General features: G+C 43.0%; 21 protein-coding genes. 12 read left to right on the plus strand and 9 right to left on the minus strand.

From position 1 onward, the window contains the following. Positions 1-130 precede the first annotated feature (130 nt). Together JMW39_RS08930 and JMW39_RS08935 are read right to left on the minus strand one after the other, a co-directional pair. The gene (locus tag JMW39_RS08930; RefSeq protein WP_201546080.1) at positions 131-3202 is read right to left on the minus strand and encodes a DUF2339 domain-containing protein; all 3072 of its coding nucleotides are present in this window, start codon (positions 3200-3202) and stop codon (positions 131-133) included. Positions 3203-3367: 165 nt separating this feature from the next. Next, positions 3368-4105, minus strand: a complete 738-nt coding sequence (locus JMW39_RS08935) for a dienelactone hydrolase family protein (RefSeq protein WP_201546082.1) — start codon at positions 4103-4105, stop codon at positions 3368-3370. 349 nt (positions 4106-4454) lie between these two features. Here JMW39_RS08935 and JMW39_RS08940 point away from each other — a divergent pair, with 349 nt between their 5' ends. Further along, complete coding sequence (locus tag JMW39_RS08940) at positions 4455-4937, plus strand: YcgN family cysteine cluster protein (protein WP_227679473.1); 483 nt, start codon at positions 4455-4457, stop codon at positions 4935-4937. Here the strand turns inward: JMW39_RS08940 and JMW39_RS08945 are convergent. Further along, on the minus strand, positions 4927-6219 hold the full coding sequence (locus JMW39_RS08945; RefSeq protein WP_201546086.1) for a DUF4105 domain-containing protein: 1293 nt from the start codon (positions 6217-6219) through the stop codon (positions 4927-4929). The two genes, JMW39_RS08940 and JMW39_RS08945, sit on opposite strands and share 11 nt — an antisense overlap. Positions 6220-6497: 278 nt before the next feature. On the opposite strand from JMW39_RS08945, the gene JMW39_RS08950 reads away from it, so the two are divergent. From JMW39_RS08950 to JMW39_RS08970, 5 genes are all read left to right on the plus strand, one after another. After that, positions 6498-7397, plus strand: coding sequence for an HlyC/CorC family transporter (locus JMW39_RS08950; protein ID WP_201546095.1), 900 nt, complete (start codon positions 6498-6500; stop codon positions 7395-7397). A gap of 270 nt (positions 7398-7667) precedes the next feature. Further along, complete coding sequence (gene lnt, locus JMW39_RS08955; protein ID WP_201546097.1) at positions 7668-9245, plus strand: apolipoprotein N-acyltransferase; 1578 nt, start codon at positions 7668-7670, stop codon at positions 9243-9245. A gap of 156 nt (positions 9246-9401) precedes the next feature. After that, positions 9402-9851: a hypothetical protein gene (locus JMW39_RS08960; RefSeq protein ID WP_201546099.1), complete on the plus strand. Its 450-nt coding sequence runs from the start codon at positions 9402-9404 to the stop codon at positions 9849-9851. Positions 9852-10159: 308 nt separating this feature from the next. Next, positions 10160-11716: a peptide MFS transporter gene (locus JMW39_RS08965; protein WP_201546101.1), complete on the plus strand. Its 1557-nt coding sequence runs from the start codon at positions 10160-10162 to the stop codon at positions 11714-11716. Between the two features lie 432 nt (positions 11717-12148). Continuing rightward, on the plus strand, positions 12149-13984 hold the full coding sequence (locus JMW39_RS08970) for an aminopeptidase P family protein (protein WP_201546103.1): 1836 nt from the start codon (positions 12149-12151) through the stop codon (positions 13982-13984). Between the two features lie 112 nt (positions 13985-14096). Here the strand turns inward: JMW39_RS08970 and JMW39_RS08975 are convergent, their stop codons facing one another. The 3 genes from JMW39_RS08975 to JMW39_RS08985 form a co-directional block, all read right to left on the minus strand. Further along, on the minus strand, positions 14097-14948 hold the full coding sequence (locus tag JMW39_RS08975) for a hypothetical protein (protein WP_227679472.1): 852 nt from the start codon (positions 14946-14948) through the stop codon (positions 14097-14099). A gap of 127 nt (positions 14949-15075) precedes the next feature. Then, positions 15076-16476, minus strand: coding sequence for a beta-ketoacyl-ACP synthase II (gene fabF, locus JMW39_RS08980; RefSeq protein ID WP_201546114.1), 1401 nt, complete (start codon positions 16474-16476; stop codon positions 15076-15078). A 106-nt stretch (positions 16477-16582) separates the two neighbouring features. Next, positions 16583-17974, minus strand: a complete 1392-nt coding sequence (locus JMW39_RS08985; RefSeq protein ID WP_201546116.1) for an anhydro-N-acetylmuramic acid kinase — start codon at positions 17972-17974, stop codon at positions 16583-16585. A 119-nt stretch (positions 17975-18093) separates the two neighbouring features. On the opposite strand from JMW39_RS08985, the gene tyrS reads away from it, so the two are divergent. The 4 genes from tyrS (at position 18094) to JMW39_RS09005 (ending at position 21220) form a co-directional block, all read left to right on the plus strand. Continuing rightward, positions 18094-19305 carry a tyrosine--tRNA ligase gene (gene tyrS / locus JMW39_RS08990; protein WP_191692242.1) on the plus strand — a complete coding sequence of 404 codons (1212 nt, stop codon included), beginning with the start codon at positions 18094-18096 and terminating at the stop codon, positions 19303-19305. Positions 19306-19364: 59 nt separating this feature from the next. Continuing rightward, positions 19365-19943: a GNAT family N-acetyltransferase gene (locus tag JMW39_RS08995; RefSeq protein ID WP_201546118.1), complete on the plus strand. Its 579-nt coding sequence runs from the start codon at positions 19365-19367 to the stop codon at positions 19941-19943. A gap of 33 nt (positions 19944-19976) precedes the next feature. Beyond that, positions 19977-20207: a DUF1653 domain-containing protein gene (locus JMW39_RS09000; protein ID WP_201546120.1), complete on the plus strand. Its 231-nt coding sequence runs from the start codon at positions 19977-19979 to the stop codon at positions 20205-20207. Between the two features lie 107 nt (positions 20208-20314). Continuing rightward, complete coding sequence (locus JMW39_RS09005) at positions 20315-21220, plus strand: hypothetical protein (protein WP_201546122.1); 906 nt, start codon at positions 20315-20317, stop codon at positions 21218-21220. A gap of 269 nt (positions 21221-21489) precedes the next feature. On the opposite strand, the gene JMW39_RS09010 is transcribed toward JMW39_RS09005, so the two are convergent. After that, positions 21490-22446, minus strand: a complete 957-nt coding sequence (locus tag JMW39_RS09010) for an alpha/beta fold hydrolase (protein ID WP_201546124.1) — start codon at positions 22444-22446, stop codon at positions 21490-21492. A gap of 235 nt (positions 22447-22681) precedes the next feature. Here JMW39_RS09010 and JMW39_RS09015 point away from each other — a divergent pair, with 235 nt between their 5' ends. Further along, positions 22682-23338 (plus strand): hypothetical protein, encoded by a 657-nt coding sequence (locus JMW39_RS09015; RefSeq protein WP_201546126.1) that lies wholly within the window; start codon positions 22682-22684, stop codon positions 23336-23338. A 24-nt stretch (positions 23339-23362) separates the two neighbouring features. On the opposite strand, the gene JMW39_RS09020 is transcribed toward JMW39_RS09015, so the two are convergent. Both JMW39_RS09020 and upp read right to left on the minus strand, forming a co-directional pair. Then, a complete protein-coding gene (locus tag JMW39_RS09020; RefSeq protein WP_201546136.1) occupies positions 23363-24115 on the minus strand; it encodes an SDR family NAD(P)-dependent oxidoreductase in 753 nt (250 codons plus the stop codon). An 80-nt stretch (positions 24116-24195) separates the two neighbouring features. Further along, positions 24196-24843, minus strand: coding sequence for a uracil phosphoribosyltransferase (upp, locus tag JMW39_RS09025; protein ID WP_149490868.1), 648 nt, complete (start codon positions 24841-24843; stop codon positions 24196-24198). Between the two features lie 313 nt (positions 24844-25156). Here upp and JMW39_RS09030 point away from each other — a divergent pair, with 313 nt between their 5' ends. After that, positions 25157-25813, plus strand: a complete 657-nt coding sequence (locus JMW39_RS09030; protein ID WP_201546170.1) for a DNA glycosylase — start codon at positions 25157-25159, stop codon at positions 25811-25813. The last annotated feature ends 449 nt before the right edge of the window (positions 25814-26262 follow it).

Below are 26262 nucleotides of genomic sequence, written 5' to 3' on the forward strand. Positions count from 1 at the left end.
TTTTATAAAAAATGCTAAAAGTAAGACGATCGTCATTTACTTTTTAATGGCGTCCAGTTTACTACATAAGCAAAGTAATGATGCTAAAATTGCTCACGTTAACATTTCATTTAATGCTCAGAGCATACTATCATTCAGGCTCGTCTGCTAAATCCTCGCGTGCTGGCGGCAGCGGTGCTAAATAACCAATGACCAAGGTTAAGCTACCCGCGCCAAGGAAGGAAATTACTCGCCAAATTGCCTCAGTCTGTGACAAATCTACCAAGACCAATTTTAAGACCACAATACCCAATAAGCCAATACCCATAAACCATAGCGTACGCTGCCCATAGCGGCTAGCAATAATAGTGGCGACCAAAGCAATAAGCGTCCATAAAATGGTTAGTCCCGTCTGTACTTTCTCGCTATTCCAAGCGCCTCCTGTAACGTTGTATAAACCGCCAATCCATAACGGCGTACCGATAAATGCATGCAGCGTCCTGACTAGCATACTAGAGCCTATCCAAAGGCCAATCAGCGCTAAGATAATTAATAGCATATCGTTTTTAGGAATGGCGCCTAATAGGTTTCTCGATTGCATTCCATGTGGCTGACGGAGCAAATAAATGCTCAAGCCGTAAAACACCACCAACCATAACGTCACATCATACAAGTTAAATAAGGGAAAATAGGGTAGTCTCCAAATCACGCCATCGTAAGTGAAGTTGGTAAAAATAGCCCAGCCTAAAGTCATAGGTACAAAGATTTTGGCACTGTCTAACAGTGCTTGATGCCAATCAAACCAATAAGGTGCAAATGCTGACGAAGGAGTTTTTGGTTCTATATTATCGTCTTTAAATTTTTGAGATTGGATATGTCGATAAGTTACATACAGTCCTATTAGCATAAAGGCAACCGGAACCAAAATAGTCATGACGCCTTTTGAATCAGGCAAGCCATAATGCATAGCTTCTGCCAATAGGATGATTCCCGCCCCAAGCCAGCTCGCGCTATCGTAGGCTTTCAATTCCGCTTCTTTATGCCATGTTCTTAACCACAATTGCCCAACCACCAACCACCCTATGAGTAGCGTGATAAATATCGGCCAATGAAAGGCTGTCCATTGATAGCTAAACTCATAATTTTGCGGCAGTTGAAATATTAGCATCGCATAAAATATCAGCAATAACCCATGACTAAACTGCCTAATCTCGCGCCACGAATGATAGTGATTAATTGCCTGATAAATAATTAGGCTGGTTAACGTGGCTAATCCTAGTAGCGCCGTTGTTGCCAATTGCCAGCTTACAAACCATTGGTCAAAATCGATGATCAATACATACAGCAGCCAACCCATCGCGGTAAAGGTCAAAAAACGACTCAAAATTGGACTGCGCCACATTACCTTAAACACCACGCTTTGGCTATCAATACTGGTCAGCCATTGCTGAGCGGCTTGGCTACTAATACCTATCGATTGAGCGACGGTTGTTGTTGAGTCAGACATTGAAGCTGCAGTTGTATTTTGCTGTGCAGGAAGATTTTCAGTATCGTCTAAAACGGCAGGCGAGTTGCTGGCGCGTAAAATAAACATCGTTGCTAGATAGCTGAGCGCCGAAATCGTCAAGGCTAGCGTTGGATAGTCTTTGATAGTAAAGAGTATATTTATCATTAGCATGGCGATACTAAGTAGCTGTAATAACAACCCAAATAGTACTGACCATGCACGTAGCGAGCGCCGTCCAAACCATACCAAAGCCAGCCCTTGCACTGACCAGCCGAAGGCAATCCATTCAGCATCGAATGCTAGCGGAATCACCAAGGCCAAAAAACCAAACCCTAACGCCAACATGCCCTCAGTAATTAAGGCATAACGCTGACTACGCTGCACAAATACCCAGCCAATGCTCAAATAAATCACCGCTAAAACAGCACTGGTAATGGTCAAAGCGTTAGAAATACCCTCTAATAGCGCAGCAAATAAACCAAAGGCCAATATCGGTACTGAAAACAATAAACCGGTATCAATAGGAAATATATAAAGGTTGTTTGCTCTGTGAACCTTATCTACGGTATTTATGTTATGTACACTGTCTGCGCAAGTAAAACCTTCTTCATTAAGGGCGTTATAGGCGATGAGTTGTTGCGCATAGCGAATGACGACAAATAAATACAGCAGTACATGCAGCGCGACTAGCGACACCAATGACCAGCGCTGCGCCTCAATAACAGCACTTAAGTTTTCCGTTGCACCCCAATAGTATGCCAATCCAAAAGTGACCACCACACCGAGCAGATTGAGCATTTTCCAAGTACGGTAATGAGCAATGACGGCAATCGTTACGTTTAATAATAGATAGTAGCTAAATAATGTCACTAAATTACCGATATCACTACTGGTTAAAATAGGCGCAAAGAAACCACCAGAAAGTGCCAACAGTGCCAACGGTAAAGCGTTTTGGCGTACAGCTAAGCCAATAGTGATGGCTGATAATATGCCAAGTCCAATAAAGCTGGGCACACTCGCCAGCACCTGATAGACGCTATAAGCGAAAAAGGTCGTTAAATAAGCAATCGCTAAGCCTGCGCCTTGCAGAGTAATGCCATAAGCAAAACGGTTTTTGGCTAGTTTTAATCCTAGCGCCGCAAGCCCTAAGCCAATGATGCCGATGCTCATAAGCTTCAGGGCAACCGGAATTTCAATATAGTCGCTTAATAAGCGTAGTAATAACACCACACCGACGAGCAATACCAATACCCCAACACGGACCACCAAGTTACCGCCAAAAAACCAGTTTTTAACAGAGTGAATTAATGAGGTAACGATAGGGGTGGAGTGTTCGTCAGGCTCTATCGCTGAGGTAGAGATTTGTGGTTTTGATAATACTGATTCTGCTAGTTTTGGCAGTTCTGGAGGAGATGTTGGTTGTGATTGCAGCTTCTCTGTAGGTTCAGAAATAATAACAGCGGATGGAGCCAATTCTACCGTTGATGGCGCTGCTGATTCAGAACGACTCTCTTGAGTAGCATTTATATGAGCAGAATGAGAAAGTGATGCTATATTCACGCTATCTTTATGCTGCTCAAGCTCAGCTTGCAGCTCTGTCATGTCATGGCGCAGCTGCTCAATTTGCCTAGTTATTTTCACGTAGAGCACGACAACGATAATTAATAAAATGGTAAAAGCCAGCCAACCCAACGGGTTTATTAATAGATATAGCATCCTCGTCACTCAATTCACTCAATAGTAAAGTGATAATGACGCGATTTACTCAGAAGTACAAGATAAGTCATTCAGATAGGAATCGATAAGACAAATAAAAAGGGCCACTTATCTATTAAGCGGCCCTTTTTTAATTATCTTTTATAAGGCGTGTTTTGCAGAGGTTTATGCTAAGTTGGTTTTCATAAACTCAAGCATATTTTCCCAGCTTTGCTTGGCAGCGGCTTCGTTATAGCCCAAATCCACCCCATTTTTGGCTGCGCGTTCATCGGCATGTGGATTGGTGAAACCATGCTTGGCGTTGTCATAGACATCGATGGTGTAATCAACATCGGCGGCATCTAGTTCTGATTTTAAGCCCTCTATCGCCTCCATTGAGACCATTGAATCATCACGACCATGAGCAACCAATACTTTGGCTTTGAAGTTTTTATCGGCTGGTTGCTTGGGTGATGGATTACCATGGAAAGTAGCGACTGCTTTTAATGGCATGCCTTCGCGTGCCATATCAAGGACAACTTTGCCACCGAAGCAAAAGCCAATAGCGCCTAGATTATCGCCATCAACCGCCATCTGGTCGCTAAAGTCATTAAGAATCAACCGGCAGCGTGCCATCAGCATGTCTTGATCGGCAAGTACTTGCTCCATCCACATATTTGCCATGGCCGCATCGGTGGTCAGTTTGCCTTCACCGTAGACGTCCATCGCCACGGCGGCATAACCGGCTTCTGCCAAGCGCTCAACCACTGATTTTGGATGATCGACCACGCCCCACCATTCTGGCGCGACCAAAATACCTGCTACCGGATGATCATCTGAGGCAGATTCTGGTAGCGCCACATAGCTGATAAGTTGAACGTTATTTTCAGTGGTACTGATTAATTCAAAGGTCTTAATTGACATGTTGTTATCCTTTTTTATGTTATGAGTGTTGTTTTATAAATATCAATAATGCGTATGTTTGCTCAATCCTTTTGCTTACTCGTACTACCTTAACGCCCAATCTAGTCAAAAACAGCTATAATACTGTAACGCTCTTTATCAAAATGTCTCTTTATAAAAAATCGACTATAACGCTATGACTATCAACTTGTTAAATCAATCTGCTGCCAATTTAAATGCTGATTCTGTTCAGCCGCTGAAATCTTCTGCAGAGGCTGTTCTAGATTCAGGGTCAAAACCAATCGTGAGCCTATTTCCTGCTAGCAATACTAGCAGCGACAATAACAGCGATAACGAATCGACTGAAACATTGCGTCCACAGTTTTGGTCACGTTTTGCGCTGTCAGAATTAAACCATAGCGAATGGGAAGCATTGTGTGATGGCTGTGGCAGTTGTTGTCTCATTAAATATATCGATGATGAGAACGTCAGCGATGACAATAATCATGAAGCAGAAATGGTTGAATATACCGATGTGACTTGTCAGCTGATGGATTGTGCGACGGGTTATTGCAAGCATTACGACACGCGCCAAGAGCACGTGCCTGATTGTATTCAGTTGACCATGGAGAATTTGCCGCAGATGATGTGGCTACCATCGCACTGTGCCTATAAGCGCTTGCATAAAGGTCAAAATTTGCCAAGTTGGCATTTGTTATTGACTAGGGATGCGGTGGCAACCCAGCAGCAAATGCGCGCCGTCAATATTGGCGTAGCAGGGCGCTGTGTTTCTGAGATTGGCATGTCTGATGAAGAAATGGAAACGCGCGTGGTCAACTGGGTTAATCCTTAGCATCAGCCGCCAATTTAGCACTTGCTTCAGCACCCGCTTGCGAATCAGCCAGTGGCGGTATAGGAATATCTTGCCGAATCTGCTCAGAGAATTTACGGCTATTTGTAACGCTATTTCCTGCTTGATTATCAAAGCCGCGAACCTTTGAGTTGATATGAGTACGCTCGTACCACGTGTCCATTGACCAAGGCCGTCTGTTTTGCTGTGCTTCATTTAATTGGGGATTGGCGTCTAGCATGCCAACATCGTATAGGTAGTTTGGCAGCCAACCAGATACCCAAATTCGATAATCCCACGGCAAACGATCGCCACTGACAATACGTGCCATATAAAAAATAATATTGGTACAGTTGCTCATTAACGTATTGTACCAAGCTGGCTTGGCATTCAATTCATCGGCAGCCGTTAAATAAGACTCGAATAACGATTTGACCTCATGCTGCTGTAGGTTGCTGACCGGAAACAGATAAACTTGCTCACCGCGCGCATTAGTACGCGTGTAGATAATATCGCGCTCTTCTGCGGCAATTAGGCTTAACTCAAAACGTCTAAAAAATCCTGCCAGTGCTGAAAACGATTCGCCATTTTCTTTACGAATCTCAAACGAGAAGGCAAGCGGTCTATCATCTTCAAAGCGGAAACTGACCAAAGTATGCGCAATCAATGGCCCCATCCAATAAGAGTTGGTGACATCGACGCCAGACAGCTTTGACATATCAATGGTGCGCGTGTCCCAATGTGCGGTTGCTTCCTTATCCGTATGCCAATCGAAATTACGTACATTGCTGAAAGTAACCAAATCAGAATTAGTGGCATCACGACTATAAGTAACCCGTTGACTGACCTCAGGCATCCAGTCGCGATCTTGCTCGGGCTCGATAGACATAAACCAGCCAAGACCGACGAACCAAATCGCTCCATATAAACCTAAGAGCCATTTAGCAGCAGTTTTTCTATCGTACGTTGTTAAGTTATTTAAATGATTATCGGCCTGTTTTTTTGGGTTTTTTGACCGATAATTTTTTGTTCCATAAGCTGTTTTAACCAGTGTGGCTAAAATGCCAAAAATAACGATAGTTGCCAGCCATGTGATGATCGAGCGCATCCCAAACTGATACCAAAGCGCCATTAACAGCCAAATAGCAGATAATAGCAACGTAGTAACGATTAAAAACTGCACAAGGTAGTAGCGCCAAGTCCGCTTTTGCTGGCGACCATGAGCTGCGCGATTGCTATTTGAGAGCGGCGTGAGCAGGCGAGAAAAAAAGGCACGTAGCGACATAGATTTAACTTTGAGGTATAAAGGCTTTGACCATAGCAAAGTTTATAACACACTGACAATACAATTTGAGTGAATTTGTCGTTGAATCTCAGTAAGCCTTGCGATAAAGTGAAACTTATTAAGCTGGTCTATTTATATTTATTATTTAATCATCCAATGATAAACGACCTGTTTTATTTATTACTTTAATCCCCATCTACATTTTTTATGATTTTACATCATATTCACTATTGCTATTAACTAATTACTATTAACTAAAGAGGTTAAATCACATCACCATGTCTGACGACACTCCCAGCCCGAGTAGTTGGTCGATGCGCGGCTTAAAACGCTGGCTATCGACCGCCCCCGAAACCCGTGATGAACTGATTCGTTTGGTACAGGACTCGCGTCAATTCTTAGAGCCTGATACCGTCGATATGCTAGAAGGCGTCCTTGATCTGCCTGCGACCCAAGTTCGCGAAATCATGACCCCGCGCCCGCAAGTGGTTGGGCTGCATGAAAGCACCAGTCTTGCTGAAGTAATGGACATCATTCTTGAGACCACGCACTCGCGCTATCCGGTATTTGATAGCCAAGATGATGACGCGGTTATCGGTATCTTATTGGCAAAAGATTTGATTCCTATCCTTGTGCATATGGTGCGCAACCAAGAAGACAAAATCGACAGCAAACGCCTCAGAGATCTTGTGCGTCAGCCACTCTATATCAGTGAGACGGCGCGCTCTGATACCTTGCTACGTTCCTTGCAGCGCACCCAAGTGCATATGGCGATTGTCGTTGATGAGTTTGGTAACTTTGGCGGCGTGGTGACCATGGAAGACTTGCTCGAGGAAATCGTTGGTGATATCGTCGATGAGCATGATGACTTCGATGAAGACAGTGATATCAATAATATCGTCGCCGACCCCGAAAAGCCAAATACCTGGCGCGTGCAAGCGTCGACGGTGATTGAAGACTGTAACGATGAGCTCGGTAGTCACTTTGATGATACCGATGTCGATACCATGGGTGGTTTGGTTATGCACGCACTTGGCTACGTGGGTGATTTAGAAGGTGAAAGCGTGGTTATCGATGATTGGCAAATCACGATTACCGATGTCGAAGGACGCTTTATTCAAAATTTAGAGTTGACCAAAGTCAATCCTGACCAGCAAATATTAATAGGCAGTCATTAATTTATTATTGATTACCACTTAAGCTTTGGACTTAAACATAAAAAAACACGATCGAATCGTGTTTTTTTTTGCTTTTAAAAATGCTTTTGTACAACGCAAATTTACCTATTAAGTGATTTAGACTGGTATCATGAGCAGGTTTAATTTTTGAGCGCTGTATTGAGCAATTCATGGCTGGCTGTCAATTAAGCGCTAACTGAATAAATCAAAGTTAATATCTAAGTTTTATAAGCTTTAAATGACTGAATAATAAGGTTTTGGATAACTGCTATGCGTCTGTCTACTGTTGATTTGCAAAAACGTCTAAACCCCGATAAGCCAAAGGGCTTACCTATGGTGCTGACTATATTAATTGCGTTGCTGGCAGGCGCAGTATTTATCTTTGCGCTCGCGCCGTATGGATTTTGGCCAGTCGCCTTGGTGTCGCCTGCTATTTTGTATGCGCTATTGATGCCTGATATGACTGGTAAGCGTGCTTTTCTTATCGGTCAAGCTTATGGCACTGGGCTTTGGTGTGTCGGAGCGTTTTGGCTGTATACCTCTATCCATGTTTATGGCGATACCCCAGTATGGCTGGCGCTGATTATGATTGCGCTGATGGGCTTAGGTATGGGGTTATTCCATGGCTTTTTGGCGTTAATTTTCAATCGGGTCGTTGGTAAGCAGCCGTTATCATTTGCCGCGCTTTGGGTACTACAAGAATGGATGAAAACTTGGCTGTTTACGGGTTTTCCGTGGTTATTTGTCGGTTATGCGTTTACTGAGCAGTATTGGCTATCGTCATTAGCGCCCGTTGCTGGCGTGTTTGCGGTCTCTTTTGTTGCGATATTACTGGCGGCAAGTTTGGTTGAGCTGCTGCGTCGCCGCGGTGGTTATATGATTCCTACCATCGCGTTGTTGGTTGTCAGCTGCGCATTATGGTTGATAAATCCACAATGGACGAAACCAAAAGGCACACCTGATTTATCGGTATCATTAATCCAAGGCAATATTCCGCAGGATTTAAAATGGTTAACCGAATATCAGGTAGAAACGCTAAAAATTTATGCGACTTTGAGCAGTACGGAATGGGGCAGCGATGTTATCTTGTGGCCAGAATCTTCCATTCCCATGTTTCAAGATGAAGCGGTAGGCTTTATCAATGAGATGGTAAAAATGGCCAAAGAAACCGATACCACTTGGGTAACTGGCATCCCTTATAAGGATGAAGCAGCTTTTGATGCTAAGATCGATAAATACCCACCGTTTTATAATAGTGTCATTGCTTTAGGTGCCGATGCAGAGGGCATGTATAAAAAGCAGCGTTTAGTACCCTTTGGTGAGTATATTCCTTTTGAAGGAATGCTAGATATTTTGCCAAACCTTGCCGGTAGCCAAGATATAATGAGCTATAGCCGGGGCAGTGACAATCAATCGCCGCTACGGGTACGCGGTCATAACTTGGGCGCGGCAGTGTGCTATGAGGTTGCGTATCCTGATACCACCCGCAAAAACGCCATTAATACCGACTTTTTATTGACCATCTCAAACGATGCATGGTTTGGTAGCTCGGCAGGTCCGCTACAGCATCTGCAAATGGTACAAATGCGCGCGCTTGAGAATGGTCGCTGGTTTATGCGCGCCACCAACACCGGTGTCACCGCCATCATTGACCACAAAGGTCGTATCGTGAAGCGCGCGCCGCAGTTTGAGCGCACGGTATTACGCGGTAATGTACAGGCGCGGGTCGGTAATACGCCGTTTATGCGCGTTGGTAATTATCCTGTTTTAATCATTATTGCGCTTCTGCTATTATTAAGCTATCTTGGCAAGCGTGCGAGCCCGCGTAAACGCTTAGAGCGCGATTAGCAGCTTATCAAAGCAGGCAGTATAGAGTCAGTTAAAGAGTTGATTTAAATTTTTTCGCTAATAAATCCTTTAAATAGTTAAGGGTTTTCACAAATCGACATAAATTGCGATATAATAGGTCAATATTTTAAATATTTTGTGCAAGGTGGATAAGGTATGTCAGAACATATTGTCGAAAACAACCCTAAAAGAGAGTTCTTGTTTGCTTTAGGCGGTGTAGGGTTATTTTTAGGTATCGTCTTATTGATTGGTATTTCTGGCTTCTTACGTCCAGCTGGTGAGCATATCACTGCTGAGACGACTGAAGCAGCGGCCGCCGCTGAAACCGACGCGACTGCTGAAGCAGCAACAGCCGAAACAGCTGCCGCGCCAGTCGCAGAGACGGATGCCGCAGCGACCGCTACGCCAGCAGATGCTACGGTAACGCCAGCTGCAGATACTGACGGTACGGTGGTTGCCGCTGAATCTGGTACGGCAACTGCTGAAGGTACAGTTAATCAAGCAGCAGTCGCTGATGATGCTGACTTAACCGCTACGCCAGCCGATGCTGATTTGGACGCCGGTAAGACTGGAGAAATAACGCATACTTTGAAGGCTGAAGAGTAAGCTTTTTACTTAAGTATTTTGTTATTAAGATGAAATATAAACTATAAACATAGTTAGATACCCATAATTAAGTACAACTGTTATGACGATACTTTATTCTAAGAGTTAAAACACTCTAGAAGCTAAAAATAAAAACCTGCGCTTGGTTAACTGAGCGCAGGTTTTTTTGTAGGTATATGTGTAATTATTGAATAACTTTTTCTTTACTTGATTATAACCAAGTGAAACAATAATGCGCCTATGTGACCGCTTATCTAAATAATTGGGAGTTTGGTCGTCATTACAGTGGTCTTTAAAGGAATAAAGTTATGAGCACAGACTCACAATCGAACGCTAGTGCTGCTGAATTAGAAGCATTAGATAATGGCTTTATGGGGCATCCTAAACCCTTAAGCTCGTTGTTTTTCACAGAGATGTGGGAGCGTTTTTCTTATTATAGTATTCGTCCATTATTAGTACTCTTTATGGTGGCGACAGTTGGCAGTGGTGGTTTTGGTTTCGATGAAGCAACGGCTTCTGCCATCTACGGTATTTTTGCCGGTTCATTATATTTGGCGGCAGTGCCGGGCGGCTGGCTCGCTGACAACTGGCTTGGTCAAGAGCGCGCGCTGTGGTGGGGCAGTATCATTATTGCGCTTGGACATTTATGCATTGCGTTGTCAGCTATGTTTGGCATGGTGCTATTCTTTGTCGGTTTGATGTTTATCGTTATCGGGTCAGGATTGTTTAAGACCTGTATTACAGTCATGGTTGGAGCTTTATATCCCGAATCAGACAATCGCCGTGACGCAGGATTTACTTTGTTTTATATGGGCATCAATATCGGCGCGCTATTGGCAGCGCTGATTGTTGGGGTATTTAGAGAAAAAGGCATGTGGCATGCAGGCTTTGGCGTCGGTGGTCTTGGTATGCTGGCTTCCTTACTGATTTACCGTTTTTCAGCCAGAAAGACATTAAATCGTTATGCGCGTGCCAAAAACATCAACGCTGATTGGGAGCATGCAAATGACCGCTTCCAAAATATAGGGCGCTGGGTACTAGGCCTTGCTGCTGTTTTGGTGGTATTGATTATGCTCATTAGCACCGGTTTGATGCCATTTAATCCGATATTGGTCGCAGAGTATATGACCTATACCATCGCAGCTGTGGTGCTGCTATATTTTGCGGTGATGTTTATGTCATCACGGTTGAGCTCTTCTGATAAAAAACGCCTATTGGTTTGTTTATTATTGATTATTGGTTCGACCTTGTTTTGGTCAAGTTTTGATCAGCAGCCAACCTCGTTTAACTTATTTGCTGATCGCTATACTGATTTAGAAGTCATGGGTTTTAATATCCCAAGTATCTGGTTTCAGTCATTAAATCCTTTATTTATTTTATTATTAGCGCCCATTATCAGTATCTTATGGGTGAAGCTCGGTGCTAAAGGTCTTGAGCCTAACAGTATGGTGAAATTTGCTATCGGTATGTTGTTAGCTGCTGCAGGTTTTGGGCTAATGATTATGGCTTCAAAAAGTATCTTGGTTGCTCCTGGTGCTTTGGCATCACCACTGTGGTTGGTTGGCAGTTTGTTTTTACTAACGCTAGGTGAGCTGGCATTAAGCCCTGTTGGTATGTCGTCAATGACACGCTTGGCACCTGAGGGTATGCAGGGTCAAATCATGGGGTTGTTCTTTGCATCTATTGCGATGGGTAATTTGGTAGCCGCCTTCTTTGGTAGCCATGTCACCGCTGATAAAATCGAAGGATTGCCCGATTTGTTCTCTATTATGACTATGTTCTTGGTAGTGACCGCGCTGATTTTATTAGCATTGTCAAAACCGATGAGCAATATGATTAAAAACAGTAGTAATATCAGGATGTAAGCAAAGAATGTAAGTAAAGGCTAATATAAGCAAAAGAGTATTAGCACTATTTATAGCAGTCGCTTGATAAGTGATAAAATAAAAGAAGCTACTAAACAGTAGCTTCTTTTATTTTGAGTCATCCGTCATTTTTATGATTCTTTCACAATTCTTTGACGATTAAATAGGTATTGCTGTTAAAGGTATTTATAAGTCAGTTATCATCCCCATATCGTTATATGCGCTAGGTTGTATCTGTAGCAGACTTAATCAACGCCCGCTTAATCAACCGCTAATAATCAGCTGATGATGTCAGTTTATAATAACAATATATCGAGAACGTATCGATTATGCGGCACTGTAGTGAGATGAGTCTTTCCTACTTATGTAGCGTTTTATGCAGCATTGTGCTCGTGCTTTTATACTAAATTTTTATATAAAATAAGGGACGTTATGTCTACTCAAGAAGTAACTTCGAAAATTGAAATTCAACAGCGTATTACCAGCTTGCGTGATGCTATTGCGGCGCAAGACCTAACGGCGATTATCGTGCTGTCAGCAGATCCGCATTTATCTGAGTACTTGCCTGAATATTGGCAAGCACGTTTATGGTTATCAGGGTTTACAGGTTCAGTCGGTACGCTGGTCGTTACCGCTGATTTTGCTGGACTGTGGACGGACAGCCGCTATTGGATACACGCCGCGCATCAGCTAGAAGGCACGGGTATTACTTTAGAGAAACTTGCTCCCGGTCAGCCAAATCACATTGATTGGCTCGCTGCGCACTTGGCGGAGGGCGATAGCGTGGCAGTAGATGGTAATGTGCTGTCTATCGCTGAGCAAGATAGATTGCTTGATGCTTTTGATGCCAACGAAATTACTTTAATCACTGAGCGTGATGTATTGACAGACATATGGAGCGACCGTCCAGCACTGCCATCAGCACAACTATACCAACACGATGCGCAGTTTGTCGCGCAATCCGCCACTTCAAAGCTTGCCGCTGTGCGTGCAGGTATGGCGGATGCAGGCGCGACCCATCATTTGCTTTCAAGTTTAGATGACATTGCTTGGTTGACCAACTTACGCGGCGCTGATGTCGATTATAATCCTGTCTTTTTGGCGCATATGCTGATCGATAGAGATAAAGCGACCTTGTTTATTGATAATAATAAAGTTAGTGCTGACATTGAAAAAGCGCTAAAAGACAGTGGTATCACGCTCGCTGATTATGAAGCGGTGCAAGAAGCATTAGGAACATTAACGCCAGAAGATTTATTATTACTAGACCCAAGTAAAGTGGCAGTGGGCACGCTATCGAAGATGGCGGATGATGTTGGCTTTATCGAGCAAATGGCACCAAGTACTTTGCTCAAATCGGTTAAATCTGCTGCGGATATCGATCATGTGCGTGAAGCCATGCGTCAAGACGGCGCGGCATTAAGTCAATTCTTTGCTACATTTGAGCAGCGTCTAGCAGCCGGCGAGCGCTTAAGTGAGCTTGATGTCGATAGTATGCTTATCGAAGTACGGAGTCAGCAGCCGCATTATGTCTCGCCAAGTTTTCCAACGATTGCAGGTTTCAATGAGAATGGCGCATTGCCGCATTACCGTGCGACGCCAGAAAAATTCAGCTACCTTGATGTCGCTGAGGGCGAGGGCGGATTATTATTGATTGACTCAGGTGCCCAGTATCAAAACGGCACCACAGATATCACGCGTGTGGTCGGTATTGGTCAAGTAAGCAGCGAGCATAAACGCGATTTCACCGCCGTGCTCAAAGCCCACATCGCTTTAGCAAAAGCACATTTCCCTGATGGCATTGCCTCACCACTGATTGACGCTATTTGCCGTGCGCCATTATGGCAAGCGCAGATGGATTATGGTCATGGCACGGGTCATGGTGTTGGTTATTTCTTGAACGTCCACGAAGGCCCGCAAGTGATTGCTTATAGCGCTAGCACGCCAAAAGAGCGCGCGATGAAGGAAGGCATGATATCCAGTAATGAGCCGGGTCTATACCGCGAAGGCAAATGGGGTATCCGTATCGAAAACTTGATGGTTAATATGCCCGTGGGCAACCCTACTGAGACTGAATTTGGTCAATTCTTAAACTTTGAAACTATCACTTATTGCCCAATTGATACACGCTTGATTGAATCGTCATTATTAACTCAAGTCGAGATTGATTGGTTGAATAATTATCATAGCCAAGTCTATGCAGAGCTAAAAGACCGCGTTGAAGGTGCGGCACTTGACTGGCTAACCGAGCGTACTAAAGCTATTTAAAATAGCGATTTGTAATTAAAAAAAAGCCTCGTAATATTTACGAGGCTTTTTCTATTCTAAAGATTTGTTGCTAGAAATTTGTTGCTATCGGTTTCTGAACGGAAAGCAGTATTTAGCTTTTTTTCGAATCTTTGTTAGTTCCTACTTTATCTTCGCTGAGATGTTGGGTCACTTCGGCACGCAGCCAAGATTTTAGATTTTCTGACATCAGCATCATCTGCTCACTGAGATAATCATCAATTTGTATTTCAAGCTCACGGATTAATTCTGGCGGAGTCGCGCCAAGCTTTGCGTCTTTTAAAGACAGATGAATGCCAGCGTCTGCAACCGCTTTATCGATAACGGTTTTCATATTATTATCGTTCACAATATTTACAGCATTGGTGGTATCGTGAATTGACCTTTTATCAGCATTGGTATCAGCTGCAGTTTTCGTCGCGTCCGATTTTGCATCTGATGTTTCAATGCTTTGATTTTTATCAACTCTACTATCAGTAACTGACTTTTCTAATTCGCTAGTATCATTTTTGCTAGTAACATTCTTGCTAATATCCTTGTCATCAATACTGGCAGATTTATGATTAGCGAGTTGCTCTTTTTGCGCCGCTTTTACTTCTTTTAATTTGGCTTCTTCTTTAAGCTTAGTGTCTGCTGCTGCTTTTGCCTGTTTTTCTTTTTCTAAACGCTGTTCTGCTTCCAAACGTTGTTTTTCGGCAGCCGCTTGCTCTTGGGCTTTTTTGTCGGCAATGGCTTTAACAATCGCTTGTTCGGCTTCATGGTTTTCATAAAGATTATCAAGATGGGCGTCTAAGTCATGAGTGCTAAAAACAAAAGTTTCAAATGGCGTGTCATGCTGCAGTAGGGTGGTGATATCGGTGAGCTCTTGGATGATAGAGGCGCGTATAAGGTCCGGCGCACACGTCCAGCGCTGATAAAATTGAGGAGAAAATGAGTAGCTTGACATGGTATCGTCCATAAATGTTGCAAAAATTACCCCTTATCATACGCAAGTACGATAAGGGGCTGCAAGTGGTCAAACGTAGTAAATCTGACACCAAGGTTACAACAGCTAGAATCCAGGCTTTCGAGTGTTACTGATTGACAGGCCAACGGGCAAATATCAACGAGCCGTTGGTGCCACCAAAGCCGAAGCTATTGGATACCGCATACTGTAGATTCTCAACTTTGCGCGATTGGTTAGCCACATAATCAAGATTACAGTTGTCTTCGACGTTGTCTAAATTAATGGTCGGCGGTACATGCTGATGCTGTAGGGCAAGGATGGTGAATATCGCTTCGATACCACCAGCAGCACCCAGCAAGTGACCAGTCATCGATTTGGTTGAGCTGACCAGAATACTGTCTTTAACGGGCGCAAAAACGGTTTCAATGGCAATGGATTCAGCAACATCGCCAGCAGGGGTACTGGTGCCATGGGCGTTGACGTATCCAACACTCGATGGCTCAATACCCGCATCGTTTAGAGCATTACGCATCGCTCGTGCTGCACCGCTACCATCTTCTGGTGGCGCGGTAATGTGGCTTGCATCATCACTCATACCAAAGCCAACCAGCTCAGCCAATATTGTCGCGCCGCGTGCTTTAGCATGCGCAAGGCTTTCAAGCACCACTACACCTGCGCCATCACCGAGCACAAAACCATCACGCTCTTTATCAAAAGGACGCGAGGCTTTGGTCGGCTCGTTATTACGAGTTGAGAGGGCGTGCATCGCCCCAAAACCCGATATACCAAGTGGACTTGAGCCTTTTTCACTGCCACCTGCTAGCATTACATCGGCATCGCCGTAAGCAATCAAACGCGCTGCAAGACCGATAGCATGGGTCGCGGTAGTACAAGCAGTCGATGTCGCAAGGTTTGGACCTTTTAAAGTGTGTTTAATGGCAACCAAGCCTGCTGCCATATTGACGATAGAGCCAGGGATGATAAAGGGCGACACTTTCATCGCGCCTTTTTCACGCAGGGTATCGCGACTGTTTTCAATGGTTTGAATGCCGCCAATCCCTGAACCCAAAATCACGCCAAAGCGCTCTTGGTCGACATTGTGCACAGGCGCATCAGCAGCGCTGACTTCATCGATAAAGCCAGCATTTTTTAATGCCATGGCAGACGCCGCAACGGCATAATGCATAAAATCATCATAGCGGCGCGCGTCTTTGGCATTCATATAATGCTTGGCGTCAAAATCCTTGACCACGCCGGCAATTCGCGCACGGTAGTCAGTGGCATCAAAATGGGTAATCGGTGCGATACCACTTTCACCATTAAGCAGGCTTGCCCACGAGCTTTCAACATCCAATCCCAAGGGCGTCACCGCGCCCATACCGGTCACCACCACGCGCAACTCATCAGAGCGCTCGTAGTGCGGTGGCTTCTGTCTTTTTTCGCGTCTTGGCTTATGCGCCTGTGTGTCGGAATTATTTATCGCTTGCTCGGTAACTGAGTCGGTCGGTAAACTGCTGTGCTGGCTCATGCGCTATATCCTGTACTTACGGTCCTAAGAGGATGTTATTTCAGAAGCCATTATAAAACACATAAGTGTACGTATGTAAACTAAAATTTAACCAATTAATCAGGAATTAAGCAAAACAGACTTGTCCCAGTACCACACCTTTACTTGCGCCAGTCACCGCTGGCAAGTTACCAGTTTCACCCATCAGTGTTTGCCGTGCCAGCCACGCAAAGGCGACGGCTTCGACCCAAGCGGGATTCAGTCCTAAGCTGGCAGTGGTTTCTACTGTGCAATGGGGCAGATGCGCTTGTAAGCGAGTCATCAAATAATCATTCAGGGCCCCGCCACCACAGACGTAAACCGAACTATTTTTTTTCGCATTAATAAACATATTAATTTGCATACTGGCACTCATCGCCGTCAATTCAGTAAGCGTGGCCTGTACATCGGATGACGAATAGCGAATATGAGCAGAGGCTTGATCGAATTTTTGTAGTTCATTCTGTAGCCATTCTAAGTTAAAGTCTTCACGCCCCGTGCTTTTAGGATACGTTCGAGCAAAAAACGGATGCTCTATCAGCTGGTTAAGAAGCGGTTCAACGACTTGTCCTGACTGCGCCCACGCGCCACCCGCATCATAGTCTTTATCAGTATGCAATGCTGTCCACGCATCGAGTAATAAATTGGCAGGGCCGGTATCATAACCAATAACTGAGCTATTATTAACAGAACTGTCATTGGCTGGCAAGACGGTGATATTGGCAATACCGCCCAAGTTTAATAACACTCGTGTGCTATCAGGCGTTGCAAATAATGCTTGGTGAAAAGCAGGAACTAAGGGCGCCCCTTGACCACCAACTGCCATATCGCGGCGGCGAAAATCACTGACAACACTAATGCCAGTACGCTCGGCGATGATATTGGCATCGACCAATTGTAAGCTAAAACCCATTTGCGGACGATGACGCACCGTTTGACCGTGACAGCCAATCGCCAGTACCGACTCTACATCAGTATTGGATTGCTGCAATAAATTATTGACCACCTCACTGGCGAACTCAGCGTATGCTTTACTAGCCCAACCGAACCAGTCTAATTCGCTGTTTGGTTCACCCACTGTGGGTATTAATTCTTGGACACCATTTGGCTGACATAAAGCCAATAACACTTCACGCAGTCGCGGCGGGAAGTCCTGACTAAGCGTTGCTAACAGTCGCAGCGGTTGCTGAGTATCTGTTTCAGCACTACTATTATTACCAAATTGACAAAGCACGGCATCCATACCATCTAGGCTGGTACCAGACATCATGCCGATATATAAACCATCATCGAAGTTTTCGAAAACCGTTTGCTCAAGCGCATCGGTCAAGGTGGCATAATTTAAGTCGTCAATATGCGCTAAGCTATTTTCTAGACCATCATCTAAAGTATTGTCTAAAATGTTGTCTAAACCATTATCATAATTTATAGTCGAATCAGTATTATCATTAGTATCAGCAATCGATGCAGGGTTGGTCATGGCAATTTACCTTAAAAAACGCTAGTATATCTGTCAAATTCTAACATCTTTTACTGGCTACGAGATTCTAAATAGCCCAAATGCGTTATCCTTTTAATAAAGACAATAAAGAGAGCATCATGACCACTCAAACCTACACCCTAGAAGAACAACTTGCCTTGATTCAGCGCGGCACGCAAGAAATCCTATCTGAAGAGGATTTAGTTAAGAAGTTGAAACTGAATCGCCCGCTACGTATCAAGGCAGGTTTTGATCCTACCGCACCAGACTTGCATTTAGGTCATACGGTATTGATTAATAAGCTTAAGCATTTTCAAGATTTGGGTCATGAGATTTATTTTTTAATCGGTGATTATACTGCCAAGATTGGCGATCCTTCTGGTAAAAACTCTACCCGTCCACCATTGACCGACGAGCAAATCAAAGTTAATGCGCAAACGTATGCGGAACAAGTTTTTAAAATTTTGGATAAAGAAAAAACTAAGATTGTCTTCAACTCTGAATGGTTTAAAGACATGTCAGCGGGCGATATGATCCAGCTTTCTAGCCAGTTGACTGTTTCGCGTATGCTTGAGCGTGATGATTTCTCTAAACGCTATGCGGCGCAAACGCCAATTGCCATCCATGAGTTTTTATACCCATTGGTACAAGGTTATGATTCTATCGCGCTTAAAGCTGACGTCGAGCTTGGCGGTACTGACCAAACTTTTAACATTTTGATGGGACGTACCTTGCAAGGTCGTTATGGTCAAGAGCCACAAGTTTGTATCACCGTGCCAATCTTAGAAGGGCTAGACGGCGTCAATAAAATGTCTAAGTCACTTGGCAACTATGTGGGCATTTACGATGCGCCGGGCACCATGTATCAAAAGCTGCTGTCGATGCCAGATACTTTAATCCGTCGCTACTTTGAATTTTTAAGCTTTAAGCCGATGGAAGAAGTCGAAGCGTTAATGGCAGAAATGGAAAACGGTCGCAACCCACAAGAAATCAAACGCATTCTTGCTGAAGAGTTAATCGAGCGTTTCCATGATGCCGATGCGGCTGCTAATGCGCACAAATCAGCGGGTAACGTACTTGCTGATGGCGAATTACCAGTCGATTTACCAGAAGTGACGTTAGAGTTAGAAGGGCAGGACGCATTATTTATCACGCAGATATTAAATCAAGCAGAGCTTGCCAAAAACAGTTCATCTGCTAAAGATATGATTAAACGCGGCGCGGTGAAAGTAGATGGCGAAGTGGTCGATGCAGGCTTTAGCTTAACCTCTGGTCAGACGGTGGTTATCCAAGCAGGTAAAAAGGCGTATGCGAAAGTCACGGTTGCTTAGTTAAGAGATTGAGCTATGTAACGAGAGTTGTAAGTTCATTATGGCTTAAGGAGAGATAGATGTTAGACCTTCCTACGTTATCAAGTAACGGCATTATTCTTAAGCCATTGATGTTAACTCATGCCAATGATTTAGCCCAAGCTTGCCAAGACGGTGAGCTATGGAAAATAAACGAGACTTCGGTACCAGAGCCAGATAAGGTCATTGACTATATCAATACCGCAGATTCAATGCCTGACAGACAAGCATTTGTCGTTATTGATGAATCAAATGGTAAAGCGATTGGTACAACGAGTTTTCATGATATTTTACCAACTAGCAAACGCTTAGAGATTGGATATACTTGGTATGCTAAATCGTATTGGCGAACGCATGTCAATACGACTTGTAAGCTTATGCTACTCACTTATATATTTGAAGCTTTAGAGTATCAGACAGTAGGTTGGCGCACGGATATTGGCAATCATCGCTCACAACGAGCCATTGAGCGTTTAGGTGCTAAAAAGGATGGGGTGATTCGAGGCAACCGAGTCTGCCGCGATGGCGTTATTTCAGATACAGTGATGTATAGCTTAATAAAATCTGAGTGGCTACGAGTAAAGTTAGAGCTGACGAAAAAAATTAATGATGCTCACTAAGCTTTTATAATAATTAATACAAGTAAGAAAATTATGACTAAACAACTTCAAACCATCCCCCAAGGCATCTACCGCCATTATAAAGGTAATCTTTACCAAGTTTTGCATACCGCACAGCATTCTGAAACCGAAGAAGCATTAGTCGTTTATCGCTGCCTTTATGGCGAATATGGCGTTTGGGTTCGGCCGCTCACGATATTTTCTGAGATAGTCATGATAGGTGGTAAAGAAGTAGCTAGATTCAAGTTGATTAAAGAACTATAATCGTGCTTTTTAAAAGCGTGAAAAAATTCCATAGAATTGATATCTAATTTTTCTTATATCATATGGGAGATGATCTTTCCGAAAGAACTATGGAATAACACCTTAATATGATTGAGAAAATTAAAAGATTTACATACCTGTTTTTTGCAAAATCGTGGTTTGCGAAACTACTGAGAAATCCAGTCTTAACTCTAGTATTACCAGCACTAATATCATTTTATTATTTAGCGCTAGATGTCTGGGGCGATGACTGGAGCTGGATTGCTAATTACAGACAGTTACATGAATATATATTTGGTTTACTTTTTATTACTACTATGTTTGTAGTGGCGTTCAAAGCATTGTATGAAATATTTTCAAGGAATATAGATAGAAAAAAGGAAGAGGCACTAAAAAACTTAATAAAGATTTTTAATAGTTTGGTCGCCAGCAAGAAACGTCGATTCTATGAAGAAGCAGCTGGCATCCTTCCAAATGCGGACTGTTTTAAAAGAATCACTAAACCAGATGAACAGCTAAAATCAATATTTGATGCAACGATTGAAGCGGTAGCAACGATATTTGATGTAAATCGACTCAATCTTACAATAACTATTATAGAAGGTGATGAGCATGGAAAGTGGTGGTATGCTTTACGAAGCAACAACCAAACAAGGCTTACACCTGCAAAGAAATTAATGGAAAATAACTCAACAGCACGTTACTGTTTAGACAATGGTCAGAGTTTGTTTATTGCTGATATGAGAAAAGGCATAAAAAATGAAGTGTTTTTCTCTTCTGATCGCTCTAGATCTCAAAAAGATTATGGCTCAATTTTTTGCAAGCCTGTAGTAGTGAAGGTAGGCAATAGAGAGTTTAAATATGTTTTTACAATTTGCCTTTATGGCGAATTAATATGTGCTCCTCACAGTGAAGAAGAAACTAGAGTTTGTGAAGAATTTTTTGTGGAAATTAGTGATAGAGTTGAGTTAGAGCTACATTTAAAATCTATCAAAAAATTCCGCTATTCTTAGAAGGAAAATTGATATGGACAAAAGGACGATATTAATTAATAGGAAGGATGAGTTTGAATTCGAAAAAAAATATAACTATCCTGTAATGAGTTTTTTTTCAAAAATTTATCCTCGTAATACTTCTGTAAAGGTTATTAAAGACATCAAGATTAAAAACTGTAATAATGAAAGCTATTCAGAAAAGCCATACTACTAAAAATACCATTTATATTGATAAGACCGCGAATTGTTCGCGGTTTTATTCATTGAGTTATAGTAAAAGTTATTTGTTAAGTTCCCAAAAACTTCTTTAATACTTTATAAAACCCAATTGGCTCATCCATCGGTATCGCATGACCTGAGCGCGGCAATACTATCTCAGTTGCATTAGGTAGCATCTGGGTGATTTTTTGCTGCCACTTAGCATCATACAGCTTAGAGCGTCCGCCAATTAGATTGACCACTGGAATGGTGACCCGCTCTAGCGCGCCGCGAAAGTCATAGGGCAATGTCAAATAGGCTTGCAAGCAACGCATCTTATGATGCCAAATACTGTGATCATAAAGCGCAAGTTTGGGATCGTTTTTATAAGTCATCACTTGTATAAAAGCTTTTGAGCGCGTGCGATTGACGGACAACAGAGAAAATAGCCGTTCGACGTCCGTTGCACGGCGTTTAAGGGCAAAAGGCAAATGGGTGAAGCTTTCGACGTCAGCATAAGGCAACGTCCTATCAATCACCTCATGAAAGATATCGAATACTTCTTGCTGCCGCGTGCCAAACAATCCACCTTGCCAATCAGGCTGATTATGGATAGCAGGACTTTGGTCAATATTTAAATAGCGGCTGACTCTTTCGCTACCATAACGCTCAAAATAAGCCCACATCACTTGTGCGCCCATCGAGATAGCGGCAACTGGCACAGATTCTATATTGCGTGCCAAGCAAACTTGCTCAATCACGACACTGATATCATCGGCATATTGCCTTACAAAATCAAATTGGGTCAGCTTGATATCTTTTGCCGCCCCAAACCCTCTCAAATGCGGCAGATAAAATGCATATTTGCCAACCAAGGGTAAAATAAACGGCAAAAACTCACGCGCATCCATACCATAAGCATGCAGTAATATTACAGGTTTGCCGCTGCCGATGACTGACACTGGTAGCAAAGTACCATCAGACAAAGCGATATGAATCGTTTTCAACTGGTAGTTAGCAGGCAAGTTAATTAATTTGGTTTTCATCAGGTGATAACCCTTGTTTTCATTAAACGGTTTTATAAAGCCGATCGAGCTGAAATGCGTTATCTTAAAAGTACTTATTCCACTAATGAAAGACTGTTATATTAGAGTAGGTAACTGACCATAGCATAAAATCCGTTTAGTGGTGAAAGCAGCTTAGATTTAAAAGCAGCGACTTATTATGCGCTGTAACCAATCGAATTAAGTATCAGTAAATGAAATATAAGGATATTAAGGTATGAACAAGTCGATGTTAGCATTGCTTGATAGCAGCCTATATCCACAAATCTGGCAGCAGCAAATATTTAACAATGCGGAAGCTCTATTGCTAGCCATGCTCACGGCAGATACCACAGCAGATGCCGACGCTTTCACAAAGCAATTACTAGCAAATGACATTTATCAAGACTGGATTAATGCCAGCGTATTTGGACGTTACTTGCATCGTAATTTTACGGCGTTCTCTCAGCAAACAGAAGATAGCTTTAATGCAGATATGCCTTTGCTATTTCGTCAGGAATTAATGCGACACGCGCAGTATTTACCATTAGAGCAGGTATTGTTTTTTGCGGGTGATATGCCAAAAAGCGTACGCCAGACAAAGGTGTTAATCACAACGCTCAACCCTGCCACCGTCATCATTAATGCTCAGCAGTTAAGTGCAAAATCTACTATCAATAATTCGACCATGATTATCAATCAGATAGTGATTAAGAGTAAGCACGTCTTAGGATTTCCGATACGTCACAATAAACGCACCAGCGAGCGCTTGCGTAATGAGGTGCTAATTTTAGACTTTCAGGATTTGCGCTTGGTCAATGAGATGAATGTCATAGCCAAAAAAAGAAGCAATATAGATGAGACTATATTGCTTCGGTCTTATGAATTACGTTAATGAGCCAAACGGTCGGCTAAAATTTTAAGAATCTTGCTTGGCAATCGTCAGCCCGTTATAAGTTTGTGCAACTGGCATCACTTCTAAACGATTGACGTTAATATGGGCAGGCGATTCAATCAGCCATAATAAGATATCGCCAATATCATCGCCCGTCATGGTTTTAAAGCCATCATAAACCTTGGCGGCTTTATCATCATCGCCATGATAGCGCACGTTTGAAAACTCAGTACCAGCCACATTACCCGGTTCAAGGTTGGTCACGCGCACTTGCGTACCGATTAAGTCCGCCCGCAGATTGAGGCTAAACTGTTTGACAAAGGCTTTGGTCGCACCATAGACGTTACCACCGAAGTAAGGCCAACTGCCGGCAATCGAGCCGACATTGATGATATAACCGCTATCGCGTGCGACCATCGCTGGCAAGACCGCATGGGTCACCGCCATCAGACCTTTAATATTGGTATCGGTCATACGCATCCAGTCATCAAGATTGGCATTTTGCGCAGGCTCTGTGCCAAGTGCTAGCCCCGCATTATTCACCAAGACATCAATTTGACTAAAGTCAGCAGGTAAGTCAGCAATGATTTGCGGGATAGCAGCCGTGTCACTCACATCCATAACCATAGGTAAAAATGCCTCGCCCAAAGTGTCTGCCAGAGCATTGAGCTTATCAAGGCGTCTGGCACAGCCAATCACGCGATGACCATTGGCAACCAAACGTTCGGCCAACGCTTTACCGAAACCTGCGCTTGCTCCTGTAATCAATACGTTCATCTTATATCCTTATCATTGATGTTTTGTGCTTAGGTCATAGTTTTTATGATGACGACTTATCTTGATTTATTTGCTTTTTCTTACTTGTTAAATAGTTGCTTACCAAAGATTTTATCGCCTGCATCGCCCAAACCTGGGATGATATAGCCGTGCTCATCCAAATGGCTGTCTAGTGCGGCGGTATAAATGGTTACGTCAGGATGTGCTTCATTGACCACACGCACGCCTTCAGGTGCGGCAACCAATACCAATGCTTTAATATTGGTACAGCCGTTTTTCTTCAGCATTTCAATAGTTGCAACCATTGAGCCACCGGTGGCTAGCATTGGGTCAATGATAAGGGCTGGGCGTTTGTCCATATGGCTGACAAATTTTTCAAAGAACGGCACAGGTTGCAAAGTTTCTTCATCGCGTTGCAAGCCGACGACAGATATTTTTGCCGTAGGAATTAAATCGAGCACCCCGTCCAACATGCCAATACCCGCACGTAAAATAGGTACAATTGTTGCCGTCTTACCGATAATTTGCTCACCAGTAATTTCACCGCACCAGCCTTCCATTGGAAAGGTTTCGATTTCAAAATCGCGGCTTGCTTCATATGCCATCAAGCGTGCAAGCTCTTTGGTCAATGTACGAAACTTATAAGTACTACAGTCTTTTTCACGCATAAGGCTGAGTTTATGACGAACTAACGGATGATCGATGACAGTGATTTTTAAGTCGCTCATAAGTTCTCTCTTGGTTTTTGGTCTGATGCTTGCGCAGTTAATGCGGTTGCCATTAGTATAAAAGATACAAACACTTACTGCACTTCAACTCTATATCTAGCACATAAATAGTAAGCTAAATGCTTTAATAATAAAGTAAGCCAAATGCATTTATAAAAAGATTGGTTTTATTTAAGCCGACTATGTTTGACTATAATCTCGCCCTAATAAATGAAGTAGTGTTTAGGCTTGCTATGATAGCAAAAAAACCGCTTTTCTGATGAAGAATCTTATGACTACACAACCATCCAACCTGCCTGATAATACTTATGAAATGGATAATAATTCGATATTGTCCGAAGTCCGCGCAGCAGAAGTAGAAACCCATCCGTTCGGTCCAGTGTTACCACCCGATGCCACCGTAATGATGATGGGCACATTTCCACCGACCGCTGATAAATGGGCAATGCGCTTTCATTATCCTAACTTTTATAATGATATGTGGCGTATCTATGGTAGTGTTTTTTTTGATGACGTGGATTATTTTAGAGTAGGGGATGAGAAGCGCTTTGATCCTGAGCGTATTCGCGCCTTTATGTTCGAGCGCGGCATTGCTTCTTGTCCAACGGTTAATCAGGCTATTCGCGAAACTGGCAATGCCTCAGATAAGAATCTAACCGTCGTCACACCCGTTGACTTAGATAATATCTTGCCACAGGTACCAAAGGTTGAAACGTTATTTACCACGGGCGGTAAAGCCACCGAGGTGTTACTGAACTTATTAGCACAGCCGCCTGCCAAGTCTAAGTATCCGAAGACCAATCAAAGTATGGATTACCCTTATGAGTGGCAAAGTGAAAATAACAAAAAAGCAGATGTTAATAATCTTATCTTATATAGGTTGCCTTCAACGTCACGCGCATACCCTTTAGCGTTAGATAAGAAAGTCGCTGCCTATAAAGAGTTCTTTAAAAAAATAGGTAAGCTATAGAAAGCCTCATATATAGAGGTTTATATAGATGGCTGTTATACATAAGAGGTAAGCGATTTCAACCAAAAAGGTTATTTATGATGAAAGGTAAAAATACTTTTAATCTTAACTGACTGATAAATAGGTGGTATTAATGATAATGGCAGATAACTGCTGAAATAAACCTTCAAACCCCCTTGACCCCCACATCAAACCGCGTATAATGCCACCCAGTCGAAGGGAAGGCGGATTGAGAATGACTTGTCATTCAAATAATTCTAACCAGCTTTAAGTAAGTTATTTCTAATTTTAGATTCATTTAAAATAAAATAACTTCTTGACTTACTGAATTAAACGTCTATAATACGCACCTCATTAAGACAAACGGAATAACTTATATGTGAATTTACATATAACAAACCTGGATAACTTACTGAAACAATTTATAAAAAAGCTTGACAAACCAAAAA

It is taken from the genome of Psychrobacter immobilis (assembly GCF_904846175.1).
In the GTDB taxonomy this organism is placed as follows: Bacteria; Pseudomonadota; Gammaproteobacteria; order Pseudomonadales; family Moraxellaceae; genus Psychrobacter; species Psychrobacter immobilis_E.